Origin of the sequence: Bradyrhizobium sp. CB3481 (assembly GCF_029714305.1) — a bacterium.
Classification (GTDB): Bacteria; Pseudomonadota; Alphaproteobacteria; order Rhizobiales; family Xanthobacteraceae; genus Bradyrhizobium.
This window is the reverse complement of record NZ_CP121647.1, coordinates 6,654,089-6,667,588: the sequence shown is the minus strand read 5'-3', so window position 1 is coordinate 6,667,588 and position 13,500 is coordinate 6,654,089. Positions and strand designations below refer to the sequence as shown.

14 protein-coding genes are annotated in these 13,500 nt (G+C 62.8%); 10 read left to right on the top strand and 4 right to left on the bottom strand.

Annotated features, from left to right (window positions below; genetic code table 11):
* From QA643_RS32320 to QA643_RS32300, 5 genes are all read left to right on the top strand, one after another.
* Positions 1-477, top strand: coding sequence for a (2Fe-2S)-binding protein (locus QA643_RS32320; protein WP_283029711.1), 477 nt, complete (start codon positions 1-3; stop codon positions 475-477).
* 16 nt (positions 478-493) lie between these two features.
* Positions 494-2,767, top strand: coding sequence for a xanthine dehydrogenase family protein molybdopterin-binding subunit (locus QA643_RS32315; protein WP_283029710.1), 2,274 nt, complete (start codon positions 494-496; stop codon positions 2,765-2,767).
* Between the two features lie 219 nt (positions 2,768-2,986).
* Entirely contained in the window at positions 2,987-3,553 is a 567-nt protein-coding gene (locus QA643_RS32310; RefSeq protein ID WP_283029709.1) for a DinB family protein, read from the top strand.
* Between the two features lie 40 nt (positions 3,554-3,593).
* Complete coding sequence (locus tag QA643_RS32305) at positions 3,594-4,328, top strand: hypothetical protein (RefSeq protein WP_283029708.1); 735 nt, start codon at positions 3,594-3,596, stop codon at positions 4,326-4,328.
* Between the two features lie 133 nt (positions 4,329-4,461).
* Positions 4,462-4,869, top strand: a complete 408-nt coding sequence (locus tag QA643_RS32300) for a VOC family protein (RefSeq protein WP_283029707.1) — start codon at positions 4,462-4,464, stop codon at positions 4,867-4,869.
* Between the two features lie 213 nt (positions 4,870-5,082).
* Here QA643_RS32300 and QA643_RS32295 read toward each other — a convergent pair whose 3' ends face one another.
* From QA643_RS32295 to QA643_RS32285, 3 genes are all read right to left on the bottom strand, one after another.
* Positions 5,083-5,364: a hypothetical protein gene (locus QA643_RS32295; protein ID WP_283029706.1), complete on the bottom strand. Its 282-nt coding sequence runs from the start codon at positions 5,362-5,364 to the stop codon at positions 5,083-5,085.
* Between the two features lie 443 nt (positions 5,365-5,807).
* Positions 5,808-6,062: a hypothetical protein gene (locus QA643_RS32290; protein WP_283029705.1), complete on the bottom strand. Its 255-nt coding sequence runs from the start codon at positions 6,060-6,062 to the stop codon at positions 5,808-5,810.
* A gap of 830 nt (positions 6,063-6,892) precedes the next feature.
* Complete coding sequence (locus QA643_RS32285) at positions 6,893-8,338, bottom strand: XRE family transcriptional regulator (protein ID WP_283029704.1); 1,446 nt, start codon at positions 8,336-8,338, stop codon at positions 6,893-6,895.
* 222 nt (positions 8,339-8,560) lie between these two features.
* On the opposite strand from QA643_RS32285, the gene QA643_RS32280 reads away from it, so the two are divergent.
* The 4 genes from QA643_RS32280 (at position 8,561) to QA643_RS32265 (ending at position 11,985) form a co-directional block, all read left to right on the top strand.
* Positions 8,561-10,198 (top strand): isocitrate lyase, encoded by a 1,638-nt coding sequence (locus QA643_RS32280; RefSeq protein ID WP_283029703.1) that lies wholly within the window; start codon positions 8,561-8,563, stop codon positions 10,196-10,198.
* A gap of 28 nt (positions 10,199-10,226) precedes the next feature.
* Positions 10,227-10,436 carry a hypothetical protein gene (locus QA643_RS32275; RefSeq protein WP_283029702.1) on the top strand — a complete coding sequence of 70 codons (210 nt, stop codon included), beginning with the start codon at positions 10,227-10,229 and terminating at the stop codon, positions 10,434-10,436.
* A 253-nt stretch (positions 10,437-10,689) separates the two neighbouring features.
* Positions 10,690-11,244 (top strand): hypothetical protein, encoded by a 555-nt coding sequence (locus QA643_RS32270; RefSeq protein WP_283029701.1) that lies wholly within the window; start codon positions 10,690-10,692, stop codon positions 11,242-11,244.
* Positions 11,245-11,280: 36 nt separating this feature from the next.
* Positions 11,281-11,985: a hypothetical protein gene (locus QA643_RS32265; RefSeq protein ID WP_283029700.1), complete on the top strand. Its 705-nt coding sequence runs from the start codon at positions 11,281-11,283 to the stop codon at positions 11,983-11,985.
* 25 nt (positions 11,986-12,010) lie between these two features.
* Here the strand turns inward: QA643_RS32265 and QA643_RS32260 are convergent, their stop codons facing one another.
* Entirely contained in the window at positions 12,011-12,901 is an 891-nt protein-coding gene (locus QA643_RS32260; protein WP_283029699.1) for a metallophosphoesterase, read from the bottom strand.
* A gap of 95 nt (positions 12,902-12,996) precedes the next feature.
* Between QA643_RS32260 and QA643_RS32255 the strand changes: the two genes are divergently transcribed.
* Positions 12,997-13,485, top strand: a complete 489-nt coding sequence (locus QA643_RS32255; protein WP_283029698.1) for an NUDIX domain-containing protein — start codon at positions 12,997-12,999, stop codon at positions 13,483-13,485.
* The last annotated feature ends 15 nt before the right edge of the window (positions 13,486-13,500 follow it).

The window sequence follows — 13,500 nt, the reverse complement described above, 5'->3', positions numbered from 1 at the left end:
ATGGCCAAAGTTCACGTCACCACCACGATCAATGGCGAGCCGATGGAATTTTTGTGCGAGCCTGATGACACCATGCTCGACGCGCTGCGCGGGCCGCTGGCGCTCACCGGCTCCAAGGAAGGCTGCGCCTCCGGCGATTGCGGCGCCTGCTCGATCACGCTCGACGATCGCCTGGTCTGCTCCTGCCTGATGCTTGCCGTCGAATCCGAAGGGCACGAGATCGGAACCATCGAGGGCATGGCGCAGGGCGAAAAGCTGCATCCGCTGCAGCAGAAATTCTTGGAGATGGCCGCGCTTCAGTGCGGCATCTGCACGTCAGGCATGCTGGTCGCCTCCGATGCACTGTTGAAGAAGAACCCGGACCCGACCGAGGAGGAAGTCCGCTTCTGGCTCGCCGGCAACCTCTGCCGGTGCACCGGCTATGACAAGATCGTCCGCGCGGTGATGGAAACCGCCGCCGAAATGCGCGCCCAATAAGAACTGGAGCAGCCCAATGAATCTCGTCACCAACAACAAATGGATCGGCCAGCGCACCATCAGGCCTGATGGCATGGACAAGGTTACCGGCCGTGCCCAGTTCGCCGCCGACACCACCATGCCCGGCATGATCTGGGGCAAGGTGCTGCGCAGCCCGCACCCGCATGCGCGTATCCGCTCGATCGATACTTCGAAGGCCGAGAAGCTGCCCGGCGTGAAGGCGGTCGTCACCTCGAAGGACATCGTCGATTTCCCGGTCGAGAAGGGCGCTGTCATGCTCGGTATCCAGGACATGCGCTGGATGTGCCGCAACGTGATGGCGCGCGACAAGGCGCTGTTCCCCGGCCACCCCGTAGCGGCGGTAGCCGCGACGACGGAGGCGATTGCTGCGGAAGCCTGCAAGCTGATCGAGGTCGATTACGAGGTGCTGCCGTGGTCGATCGAGATCGAGGATGCGATCAAGCCCGACGCGCCCATCCTGCACGAGTTCAACAAGTTCGACGGCAAGCCCTCGAACATCGTTGGCCGACTTGAGCACAAGAAGGGCGACATCGCCGAAGGCTTCAAGAAGGCCGACGTCGTCATCGAGCGCACCTTCACCACGCGCCCGGTGCACCAGGGCTATATCGAGCCGCACGCCTGCCTGATCTCGGTCGCGCCTGACGGCAAGACCACGATCTGGAGCTCCAGCCAGGGCCAGTTCATGGTCCGCGCCATGACGGCGTACCTCACCGGCATCCCGCAGAGCGACATCCGCGCCATCCCCGCCGAGATCGGCGGCGGCTTTGGCGGCAAGACCATTGTCTATCTCGAACCGCTCGCGACGCTGCTGGCGAAAAAATCCGGCCGGCCCGTAAAAATGGTGATGACGCGCGAGGAAGTGATGCGCGCGACGGGCCCCACCTCCGGCTCGAAGAGCACGGTAAAGATCGGCGCCACCAAGGACGGCAAGATCGTTGCCGCGCACGGCACGTTCTATTTGCAGGCCGGTGCCTTCCCGGGCTCGCCGATCCGCGGCGCCGCCGGCTGCAGTTTTACGCCCTACGACATCCCGAACCTGCTCTCGGAAGGGTTTGACGTCTGCTCCAACCGCTCCAAGGTCGCGGCCTATCGCGCGCCGGGCGCGCCGATCGGCGCCTATGCGGTCGAATGCGTGATGGACGAGGTCGCCGAAGCGCTGAAGATCGACCCCCTCGACTTCCGCGCCAGGAACGCCGCCAAGGAAGGCACGAAAGCCGCGCATGGTCCGACCTTCCCGCGCATCGGCTATCTCGAGACGGTGGAAGCGGTGAAGAACTCGCCGCATTACGCCGCGCCGCTCGGCGATGGCAACGGCAAGCTTCGCGGCCGGGGTGTTGCGTCCGGCTTCTGGTTCAACGCCGGCGGCGAATCCTCGGCACAAGTCAACATCACCGAGGACGGCAACGTCGTCGTCACGACGGGCCATCCCGATATCGGCGGCTCGCGCGCCGGCATCGCCAACATCTGCGCCGAGCTGCTCGGCATCGATTACCGCCGCGTCTCCGTCATCATCGGCGATACCCAGACCGTCGGCTTCTCGAACCTCACCGGCGGCAGCCGCGTGCTGTTCGCCTCCTCGATGGTGGTGACGCAGTCCACCGAAAAGATCATCCAGACGCTGCGCGAGCGTGCGGCAAAGATCTGGGAGATCGATCCGGAAGCGGTGAAGTGGGAGCAGGGTGCCGCGCATCCGGTGAGCCCGAACGCCGGCCAGTTCGAGCCGCTGACGCTGAAAGAGCTTGCCGACAAGGCACCCGCGATGGGCGGCCCGATCGGCGCCGGCGTGCAGCTCAACACCGCGGGCGCCGACGGCGGCTTCGGCACGCATGTCTGCGACGTCGAGGTCGACGTCGATCTCGGCATCGCGCGGGTGATCCGCTACACCGCCGTGCAGGATGTCGGCCGCGCCATCCACCCCGGCTATGTCGAGGGCCAGCTCCAGGGCGGCGTCGCGCAAGGCATCGGCTGGGCGCTGAACGAGGAGTATATCTACACCAAGGAAGGCAAGGTCGATAATCCCGGCTTCCTCGACTACCGCATGCCGGTCTGCTCGGATCTTCCGATGCTCGACTGCATCATGGTCGAAATCCCGAACCCGAAGCACCCGCAAGGTGTGAAGGGCGTCGGCGAAGTGCCGCTGGTGCCCGTGATGGCGGCGGTCGCCAACGCGATTTACAACGCGGTAGGCAAGCGGTTCTATGCATTGCCGATGTCGCCGCCGAAGGTGCTGGAGAAGCTCGACGAGCCAACCCGGCAGGCGGCGGAGTAAGAGCGAGATGCGTAGGATGGGTAGAGCGCAGCGAAACCCATCAATTTTCGCCAACCGGATGAACTTGATGGGTATCGCTTCGCTCCACCCATCCTACGCGCTGCGCTCCTCGCAATGACGGCGGTGCGCACGCGTAGCCCGGATGAGCGAAGCGATATCCGGGACCTTATTGTCGATCCCGCATATCGCTGCGCTCATGCGGGCTACGGGCTGACGCCAATGAATGACATCCTTCCCTACCGCGCCATGGCCTACAACAACGCCTGGGCCAACCACCGGCTGCTCACCGCCTGTCTTAAGCTGTCACAGGATGAATTCACTGCGAAGCGAACCGGCTTCTTTCCAAGCCTCCGCGCCACGCTCAACCACATCCTGATCATCGACCATTTCTACGTCGATGCGATGGAAGGCGGCACGCTCGGCCCCGCCGCCTGGGCGGACCAGGAGCCGTGTCCAACGGTTCCCGCGCTGAAGGAAGCGCAGGCCGCGGTCGATCGGCGCTTGCTCGCGATCGTTGAGGCGCTCGATGGCGCCGGCTTGCAGCGCATCGTCTCGGTGCATCGCGACACCTCGATCCAGCGCGAGCGGTTGGATCGCCTGTTGCTGCATCTATTCCAGCATCAGGTGCACCATCGCGGCCAAGCCCACTGCATGCTCAGCGGCACCTCGGTGAGCCCACCGCAGCTCGATGAGTTCTTCGCGGTTGGCGAGGCGCCGCTGCGGGCGGCGGAGTTTGCGGAGCTGGGTTGGACGGAGGAGAATATCTGGGGCGAGCAAACCCGGTAGCTTCGGACGTCCAGTCACAAGCCGTCTTGGGGAAGAAAAGGTGGGTATCAGAGTTTTCGTGTTCGACGAGCACGCTGCGTTGGCGCAGGCCGATTATTGCGACTGGATCGCGCGCGAGATCAAGGCCGCTCCAAAGGACAACTGGGACAAGCCGGGATCGTCTTCGCCACGTCTGCGAAAATGGTTTGACGACATGCGCGGTTCCTTTCCGTTGATCGGAGATGCGCATCCGGATGACGCCTACGGTACGGAGTATTGCTTTTATTGGAATGTAATCGATGTGATCTTTGCGGGCTCAGTTGGGGGGGAAGGGGTTCTGCAGGCCTGGAGACTTGCCGGGAAACACGGTTTGCGTCTCCTGGCCGGCGACGAGTTGCTGCCTCCGAAAGCACCGAAGGGAAAGCGGGATTTCCACATCTCGATCCTGCATGGAGCGAGGCCTAGACCCGGGATAGCGCCCAATATGTGCTTCGTCGTGTTTGATCCTGACATCGCGCATGTTGCGCCCAGCAAAGCGAGGACATGGGTCCTTGACCGGCTTAAAGCGGAGCCATGGAGCAAGGATCGATCAATTCTGACAGGAGACAAGCTGAGACGATGGATCGATCTGTTCGCGGCTCGCAATCTTGATCCACTGGTCTCGGAGATGCGATTTTATCGTGATCTCATCTTCATTCGAGCTGATAGAAAGAATGACAGCTCAATGCTTTCACCGATAATGGAGCTATCGCACAAGCTTAACTTGCAATTTGAAGTTTACGTGGATCTCGGTTAGGCGAGCGCAGGACCTCCTGAGTGTCTAGCAAGCGCGTCCCGGATACGAAGCGATATCCCCGGACCTTCGCATCCCATTTCCCCGCACGTCGCTGCGCTCATGCGAGCTACGCACACCGAATATGAAAGCAATCATGAACGATCGAAAATCCATCTCCCCCTTCCGCTCCATCCGCGCCGTCGACTACACCGTGATCTTCGTGCGCGACATGGCGGCGATGCGCCGGTTCTACGAGGGCGTACTGTGCTTCCCGCTGACGCGCGAATTGTCGGCAGGGTGGATCGAGTATCAGATCGGCGGCAATACGCTCGCGCTGGCGCGGCCGAGCCGGACGGCGATGGATGCGCCGGTGCCGAAGGGGAGCGCGTCGCTGCAGCTTGCGTTCAGGGTTGGTGCCGAGGATGTCGATCGCTGCGCCGAGGAGCTGAAGCGGCATGGCGTCGATCTCTTGGAGTCGCCGACCAACCAGCCGTTCGGGCATCGCACGCTGTTCTTCAGGGATCCCGACGGAAATCTGCTGGAGGTGTATGCGGAGATTTGAGGCTGCCAGACCTCGTCCTGAGGAGCCTGCGAGCAGGCGTCAAGGATGAATGGCACCAGCAGGGCCTCGTGGTTTGAGACGCGCGAAGACGTGCTCCTCACCATGAGGGTTTAAGAGAGTAGGGCGGATTAGCGTAAGCGTAATCCGCCGCTGACAGAGAGAGGCGGATTACGCCTTCGGCTAATCCGCCCTACGAGGACCACGTCACCTCGTCTAGTTCAGCGTTTGCCACACCAGATCGACGTCGCTGTGGCAGGTATTGCAGTGCGCCGGCTGATTAAACGTGTTGGCGAGCTGCCATTCCTGCGCTTCATTGCTCCATTGGGCGGTGGCATGGCAGATGATGTCGTCGGAACCGCAGGCGGCGCAGACCGGCGTCGCGCGGGCGGCGCGGGGCGCCACCTTCAAATCGGGCGGTTGCGCGGGCGTTCGCTCCGGCGCAAGCCGGTCCTGGATGATCTCGAATGGGTTCATCAGTTTGACGCGTCGCAGCATTGGCCTGCATCCATTTTCTTGCGAGTCGAGATTCGCTTCTTTCAAACTAGCGAATCAGCCCGGCCGTTCCATTGCTAAATTGCGCAATCCCCGAGAATTAACTTTGTCATTTCGAAGAAGAGTCGCGCAAGCCAGCGGCGCAAAAAGCAGCGAGGTGTTGACGTATCGCAACACGTCTGCCCGCAGGCGGGCCTACGCTTCAACACGGTTTCCGGAAAATTACGGAGAGGCCCTGCGTCTCAACTCATCTTGCGAACGATCGCGGCGCTGGCGTGTCTCGTGCCGACGCTTCTCGGCGCCACTAGCCATGCCACGCAGGCACTCGATGCGAAGCCGCCGCCGCGGTGAACTATCTCAGGTCCATTCAGCGCAGCAGACAGCGGCGTTGCGCGTGCGTCGATGCCAAGCGGCCCGGCATTGACGCCGGGCCGCTTCATCCATTGCTAATATTTCTTCTTGGTTGTGGCCGATCCGGTCGTCTGCTGGCCCGGCGCGCTTTCTGAATGGCCGGGGCCCTTGGCGGTATTTTTCTGGTGTCCCGGTGCGTACTTCGACGCACCCTTTGTGGTCGAGGTCGTGCTCTTCTGCATCTTCTGTCCCGGAGCGTATTCAGAGGAGCCCGGAGACTTCGTGCTGGTTTGCGCAAACGCGGCGGTCGTCAGCAGCACGGTCGAAACCGTCAACAATGTCTTCAGCATGGATCTCTCCTGTTGCAGGTGGCCATGCAACGCGGTGCCCGCGGCTGATGTTCCGCCTTTTCCCGACGGCCGCGCGACGTAATGTCGATGAACAGGCCTTCATCTTCCGCCAACCCTGAAGAGGCGCGCGTGAGGTGACCCGGCTGCCCGACGGGCAAATCACTTCCGACTTTCGGAAATCGCGTCAAGCCAGGAATTTCTGAGAATCAGAAATATTCCGCTTCCGTTTTCACCCAAATCAGCGGCATAAATACCGCCGTCTCACCGCGGGATGAGGGGCGTTGGCCATCGTCACTGACGCGCGGGGTGATGCGATGGACGCCGAGGCCGTAACTGACGAGTGTGGCTGAGGCGTACGGTGAAGTCGTGTGGTTCTGGCGCCGTGGTGCTGGCGTTAAGCCCGTGGGAAGCGAAAGCTGCTTGCGGGCGACGGAGGCAAAAGAGCCGTTCTCCGGGAAGAGCGCGAAGTAAGCCGTAAAGCCATTGCGCAGGGAAGGCCAGGATGCTTCCGCCGAACCTGTATGCTCGTGTGCATTTTTTGTTATGCGCAAGCAGCACACGAGACCGCGGATGCGGCGCGCACCTGGTCTTCCCTGCGCCCTCATGATTGGTGAGGGCGGAACGTTTCAGCAAACCTCGGGCAAAACATGTCGCGAGAATGCCGCCTTACATTCGGTTGTCGTCACCCGCGAAGGCGGGTGACCCAGTATTCCAGAGACGCCAATGATTGAACCGCTCCGCCGCGGCGTACTGGATCCCCGCCTTCGCGGGGATGACAGTTGTGGGTTTGGTGGTCCTTGGAGGGCCTCCCATGAGTGAACGAACGGCCCTCACAACTCCCTTGCATTCGTGAACGCGAACGACGACAGCCGCCGCGTATTCTCGTCCAAAATCAACGTGCGGGTGATCGGCGGCTCGGCGCGCTGGCTGCAGTTTTCGCGTTCGCAGAGCCGGCAGTTGACGCCGATCGGCGTGCCTTCGGCTTTCTCCAGATCCATCCCCGCGGCATAGACGAGTTTTGAGGCATGGCGGATCTCGCAGCCGAGACCAATCGCAAAGCGCGGCTGTGCTTGCGGATGCGGGGCGATCGGCCGGCGCACCATCTGCGCGATCGAGAAGTAGCGCGTCCCATCAGGCAGCTCGATCACCTGCTTGAGCAGGCGGTCCGGCGTGTCGAAGGTCGAGTGCACGTTCCACAGCGGGCAGGTGCCGCCAAATTTCGAGAACGGAAACGTGCCGGAGGAAAACCGCTTGGAGACGTTGCCGGCATTGTCGACGCGCAGCAGGAAGAACGGCACGCCGCGCGCGTTCGGCCGTTGCAGCGTGGTGAGGCGGTGGCAGACCTGCTCGAAGCCGGCATTGAAGCGCTGCGCCAGCACATGCACGTCGTAGTTCAGGTTTTCCGCGGCGCTGTGGAAAGGCTGATAGGGCATCATCACGGCGGCGGCGAAATAATTCGCCAACGTGATGCGGTAGAGCCGGCGCGGGGTGTCGTCGAGCGGGCCTGCGCGGTTGACGATGCCCTCGATCGCGGCGCTGCACTCGGCAAGCCCGATCTGCAGCGCAAGCTGGAAGGCGCGGCCGGAGCCGTCGACCAATTCGGAAATCAGAAGCTGCCGGCGGTGGCGGTCGAACCGCCGCAGCGTCTCGCGCATCACGTCAACCGGCATGATGCGGGTGACGATCGAATGCTTTTCGCGCAAGCGCGCGGCGAGCGCGGCGAACAGTTCCTCGGCGGCGACGTTCAATTCGTCGCGCAGGTTCTCCGCGGCCTGCTCGAGTTCCGGAAAATAATTGCGGTTGGCCTCGATCAGGTCGCGCACGCGCTCGATCGGGTTGGCCTCAAATCGCGCGCCCTCGTCGCGGTCGGCCATCTGTGCCGCCACCAGGGTTTCGCCGCGGCGGGCCTCGGTATAGGCGGCGTAGAGGCGCTGCAGGGAATGCGTCACGCCGGGGCACAGTTCGGCGAGATCGCGCAGTTCCTGCTTCGGCAGGTCAATCTGGCGGAACAGCGGATCGGAAAAAATCTCGTTCAGCTCGGCGAAGAAGCGGTCTTCGTCGGCGGTGGCGAGATCGCGCAGATCGAGATCATAGGTCTCGGCCAGCCGCAGCAATATCTGGGCAGTCACCGGGCGCTGGTTCCGCTCTATCAGGTTGATATAGCTCGGAGAAATCCCCAGGCCCTCGGCGATCTGGGTCTGCGACAGCCCGAGCTGCTGGCGGATCCGCCGGAAGCGGGGGCCGACGAACAGCTTCTTTCCGGTATCGGCAGGCATGGCAGTAGTCCTGACCTATATGTGACAAAATTTACAAAATGACATTTGTTACAAGTATGGATGTTACATGACATCACCAATAGAAAACAAGCTATCTATACGAATTTCTGTTTTTGGCGTTTAGCTCAGGACACGCATTTCGCAATGCACTGTCAAGAATGTGCGATTGACGGTGGCTCATATAAGCCGCTGCAGATTGCCGGCACTGAAAGGATTATGCAGATGAACTATCAGCCACGCGGGATCAGCGATCAGGCGATCCAGGGACCGGGGTCCTATCTCAACGCGGTCAAGGCCGCCGAGGCGCTCCTCAAGCAGCAGCCGACCTGGAACGGCGTGACTGCAGAGGCGGTGGCGCGCATGCGTCTGCAGAACCGCTTCAAGACCGGCCTTGATGTCGCCCGCTACACCGCGGCGCTGATGCGCGCCGACATGGCGGCCTATGATGCCGATCCGACCAAGTACACCCAGTCGCTCGGCTGCTGGCATGGCTTCATCGCGCAGCAGAAGCTGATCTCGGTCAAGAAGCACTTCGGCAAGACCGATCGCCGCTATCTCTATCTCTCCGGCTGGATGATCGCCGCGCTGCGCTCCGAGTTCGGACCGCTCCCGGATCAGTCGATGCATGAGAAGACCTCGGTGCCGGCGCTGATCGAAGAGCTCTACACCTTCCTGCGTCAGGCGGACTCCCGCGAGCTCAACGACATCTTCCGCGCCCTCGACGCCGCCCGCAAGGAAGGCGACAAGGCGAAGGAACAGGCGTTGATCGAGAAGATCGACAACTTCCAGACCCATGTCGTGCCCGTCATCGCCGACATCGACGCCGGCTTCGGCAATGCGGAAGCGACCTACCTGCTCGCCAAGAAGATGATCGAGGCGGGCGCTTGCGCCCTGCAGATCGAAAACCAGGTCTCCGACGAAAAGCAGTGCGGCCACCAGGACGGCAAGGTGACGGTGCCGCACGAGGTGTTCCTGGCGAAGATCCGGGCCTGCCGCCATGCGTTCCTCGAGCTCGGCGTTGAAGACGGCATCGTCGTGACCCGCACCGACTCGCTTGGCGCCGGTCTGACGCAGCAGATCGCCGTCAGCCACAAGCCCGGCGACATCGGCGATCAGTACAACAGCTTCCTGGATTGCGAGGAAGTGACGGCCGAAAACGCCCGGAATGGCGACGTCATCATCAACCGTAACGGCAAGATGATGCGTCCGAAGCGGCTGGCCAGCAACCTCTACCAGTTCCGTGCCGGCACGGGCGAAGACCGCTGCGTGCTCGACTGCATCACCTCGCTGCAGAACGGTGCGGACTTGCTGTGGATCGAGACCGAGAAGCCGCATATCGAGCAGATCGCCAAGATGGTCGACCGCATTCGCAAGGTGGTTCCGAACGCGAAGCTGGCCTACAACAACTCGCCGTCGTTCAACTGGACGCTCAACTTCCGTTGGCAGGTCTACGACGCGATGAAGGAAGCCGGCAAGGATGTCAGCAAGTACAACCGCGCCGAGCTGATGAAGCCGGAATACGACGATACGCCGCTCGGCATTGAGGCCGACGAGCGCATCCGCACCTTCCAGGCCGATGCAGCAAAGCGCGCCGGCATCTTCCACCACCTGATCACGTTGCCGACCTATCACACGGCAGCGCTGTCGACCGACAACCTCGCCAGGGAGTATTTCGGCGAGCAGGGCATGCTCGGCTATGTGAAGAACGTTCAGCGCCAGGAGATCCGTCAGGGCATCGCCTGCGTCAAGCATCAGAACATGGCCGGCTCCGATATCGGCGACGACCACAAGGAATACTTCGCCGGCGAGGCCGCTCTGAAGGCGGGCGGCGCCCACAACACGATGAACCAGTTCGGCTAAATCTGGAATTGAGAGCAGGAGACTGACAATGACCAAAGGCAGCAATTTCTGGGTGATCGGCGGCGAGTTCGGTTCGATGAACTTCCACAAGCTCGTCGAAGGCTCGGCCCAGGTCAGAGGCCCGTTCAAGACCCGCAAGGAAGCCGAGGACTGCTGGAAGGAGGTCTCGGAAGAGAGCCGCCACAAAGCCGGCGTACGCTTCTCGATCGTCGAAGAGCCCTCGCGCGTCTCGGCCTGACGGCTGCCAATCAAATAACGTCTTTGAGGAACGCCAAGGACAGGCGGCCCCATCCGGAAAATCCGGGTGGGGCCGTCTGCGTTTTAAAGCGGTGTCGCCGTCTGCTCTCGCGGGAAAGAGCGGGGCTAAGGGGCTGCAACCCGGCCTCAGAACCCGGTGGATGGCTAACCCATTGCAATTAAACAGCCTTTGCGCGCAATATAGTTACTGCTAGGTTAATCGGGCTAACCCTTCAGGATAAAGGCGGCCAGCGATGTCAGACGCGCAAAATTCCGGCAGTGAGGCCCGCGATATGCGACCGACGCGGCTGCGCGATGCGCTGCGTCAGGCCCGCATCGAGGCCGCCGACCGCACCGGTGTCGTGGTCGAATTGCGCGATGCTGAACTCGCTCGGCTCGAGATCCTGAACGAGGCGCTCGATCCGCTGTTCGCGGAAGTGCCGGCGCAGGTCGACCTGTTCGATCGCGGCGTCAGCCAGGGCGAGACGCCGCGGCTGTGGATCGACGTCGTCGCGCACATCGTGATGGGGCGCGACAAGCGCATCTACCGCTTCGTGCAGGACACCCGGTTCGGCCGCATCGTGCTCGCCGAGTCGCATGACGTGCCCGTCATCGTCGATGCCGTCACCGGCTATGTTGCGCGCCGCATGATCGAGCGTGAGCATGCGATGGTGGCGATGCCTGTCGCCGAGCCCGCCGTGGAAGAGCAGCCGCGCCAGCGCGGCCTTGGCATGTTCGTGCTCGGCTTCGTCCTCGGAGCAGCGGCGCTGTTCGGCCTCGCGCTCTACGCCAGCCTGAACAATTTCTGAGATGGCACACGGCGGATTGGAAATCGCAGTGGCCGCATGACCGTACCGTTTGCCATCGCGCTGGTGGTCGCCTTCGCTGCCAGCGCTTATTTCTATGCCAAGTGGCAGACGCTGCGCCGCGCCGAATTCATCCGCACCTTTGATTGGCCGCGCGGCCTGCTCGATCGGCTGGAGAAGCATCACCCCGGCTTCCGGCGCAAGGACAGCGCGCTGGTCTCGCAAGGCCTGCGGCAATTTTTCCTCGCCTATCTGATGAGCGGCCGGCGCCATGTCTCGATGCCCTCGCAGATCGCCGACGATCTCTGGCACGAATTCATCCTGTACACGCGCGACTATGACGCATTCTGCCGCCGCGCCTTCGGCAGCTTCCTCCACCACGCGCCCGCCGTTGTGCTCGGCAAGCATCGCCAGAGCAATGCGGGCCTGCGCCGCGTCTGGTGGTATTGCTGCAAATACGAGAACATCGATCCGGTCCGCCCGACGCGGCTGCCGCTGCTGTTCGCGCTCGACAGCAAACTCAATATTCGAAACGGCTTCGTCTATCACCCCAATTGCGAAGCGTTGCGCAGGGACGGCAGCGGCGCCGCGTATTGCGGCGGCGATTTCTCCGATACCTCGTTCGACGGCACCTCGGACGGCTTCGGCGACACCGGCAGTGACTCCAGCGGTGATAGCGGCGGTGGCGATAGCGGCGGTGGCGGAGATGGGGGCGGTGGCTGCGGCGGTGGTGGCGGGGATTGAGACATTCGCCCGGTCGCATCAGTTTCTAAAGCAGCGCCACCTGCTTGATCTGCTTGACGCGGAAGTCGGCGTCGATCGCACGCACGGTCTGCACGCAATGCCATTTCCCGCCGTCGCGCGCGATCGAAAAAAGGTTATACGCGGCGGCCGGATAATGCCGGTGCGCCAGCGCGGACGCCGACGGCACGCCGACCGCGGGGATCTGCCGGCCGGCGCCTTCGATCCACATCGTCGAATGGATGTGGTCGTGGCCATGCAGCACCAGATCGACGCCGTGGCGCTTCAGCACGGCGCGGAGCGCCTTGGAGTCGATCAGCCGCTTCATGCGCGATGTCGACTGCAGGGGGTGATGAACCAGCAGCACCCGGAACGCGTCATTCGGCGGCAGCGCCGCCAGCTCGCGGTCGAGCGCATCGAGCTGCGCCCGGCCGAGCCGGCCCGTCGCCATCAAGGGCAGCGTCGGCACCGCCGAGGATACCCCGATCAGCGCCAGCGGCCCGCGCCGGCGCACGAATGGAAACCGCGTACCGTCTGCTCCGGCATCGCCGCGAAGATATTGCTCGAACGTGCCGCCAAAATGATGCCGCGTCGCCCGGACATAGGCGTCATGATTGCCGGGAACGACCGTGACCTGCTGCGGCGTGCCGACGCTTTCAAGCCATGCCCGGGCGGGGGTGAACTCCGCCTCGAGCGCCAGGTTGACGAGATCGCCGGTCACCGCGACGTGGTCCGGCCGCTGCGTCTTCATGTCGGCGACCAGCGCGTCGAGCACCTCGCGGCGGTGATATTTGTGGCGGTTGCGGATCCAGTTGATATAGCCAAGCGCGCGCTTGCCGGCGAGGTCGCGCAACCGCGCCGCGGGCAGAGGAGGCAGATGTGGATCGGACAGGTGCGCCAGCGTGAAGGTATCGGTCATTCGCGCCCAGCCGCATTCCCTGTGATATAGAGCCGTCGCATGATCATGTCGGCGATATAAGGATCAAACGTGACACCTGTCCATCCGAGGTTTGCGTGACGGCGCTGCAGCACCTGCGAAAACGCTTGGAGCCGCAATTGCGGCGGGTGTTTCACCTCTATTGGCGGATCGCCCGTGGCATGACGCTGGGAGTTCGCGGCGTCGTGCTCGACGGCGAGAACCGGGTGTTTCTGGTCAGGCATAGCTATGTCACGGGCTGGCATCTGCCGGGCGGCGGGGTCGAGGTCGGCGAGACATTTCTCGAGGCGCTGCGGCGAGAGCTTGTCGAGGAGGGGCGGATCGAACTGACCGCAGAGCCGGCGCTGCATGGCCTGTTCTTCAACGGCCACGTGTCGCGCCGCGACCATGTTGCGGTCTACATTGTCAGGCAGTTCCGGCAGGATCGCCTGCCGGAACCCAATCGCGAGATTGTGGAGTGCGGATTCTATCCGGCCACAGCATTGCCGGCGGGAACGACAAAGGGAACGCGGCTGCGGATCGCGGAGGTTCTGGACGGCGTGGCGCCGGTCGCGACCTGGCGCTGATGCCACCGGGATCTG

Bases quoted from the DNA above. Each gene is read 5' to 3' on its own strand.
- QA643_RS32320 (WP_283029711.1), top strand. From the start codon at position 1: ATGGCCAAAGTTCACGTCACCACCACGATCAATGGCGAGCCGATGGAA.
- QA643_RS32315 (WP_283029710.1), top strand. From the start codon at position 494: ATGAATCTCGTCACCAACAACAAATGGATCGGCCAGCGCACCATCAGG.
- QA643_RS32310 (WP_283029709.1), top strand. From the start codon at position 2,987: ATGAATGACATCCTTCCCTACCGCGCCATGGCCTACAACAACGCCTGG.
- QA643_RS32300 (WP_283029707.1), top strand. From the start codon at position 4,462: ATGAACGATCGAAAATCCATCTCCCCCTTCCGCTCCATCCGCGCCGTC.
- QA643_RS32295 (WP_283029706.1), bottom strand. From the start codon at position 5,364: ATGCTGCGACGCGTCAAACTGATGAACCCATTCGAGATCATCCAGGAC.
- QA643_RS32290 (WP_283029705.1), bottom strand. From the start codon at position 6,062: ATGCTGAAGACATTGTTGACGGTTTCGACCGTGCTGCTGACGACCGCC.
- QA643_RS32285 (WP_283029704.1), bottom strand. From the start codon at position 8,338: ATGCCTGCCGATACCGGAAAGAAGCTGTTCGTCGGCCCCCGCTTCCGG.
- QA643_RS32280 (WP_283029703.1), top strand. From the start codon at position 8,561: ATGAACTATCAGCCACGCGGGATCAGCGATCAGGCGATCCAGGGACCG.
- QA643_RS32275 (WP_283029702.1), top strand. From the start codon at position 10,227: ATGACCAAAGGCAGCAATTTCTGGGTGATCGGCGGCGAGTTCGGTTCG.
- QA643_RS32270 (WP_283029701.1), top strand. From the start codon at position 10,690: ATGTCAGACGCGCAAAATTCCGGCAGTGAGGCCCGCGATATGCGACCG.
- QA643_RS32265 (WP_283029700.1), top strand. From the start codon at position 11,281: ATGACCGTACCGTTTGCCATCGCGCTGGTGGTCGCCTTCGCTGCCAGC.
- QA643_RS32260 (WP_283029699.1), bottom strand. From the start codon at position 12,901: ATGACCGATACCTTCACGCTGGCGCACCTGTCCGATCCACATCTGCCT.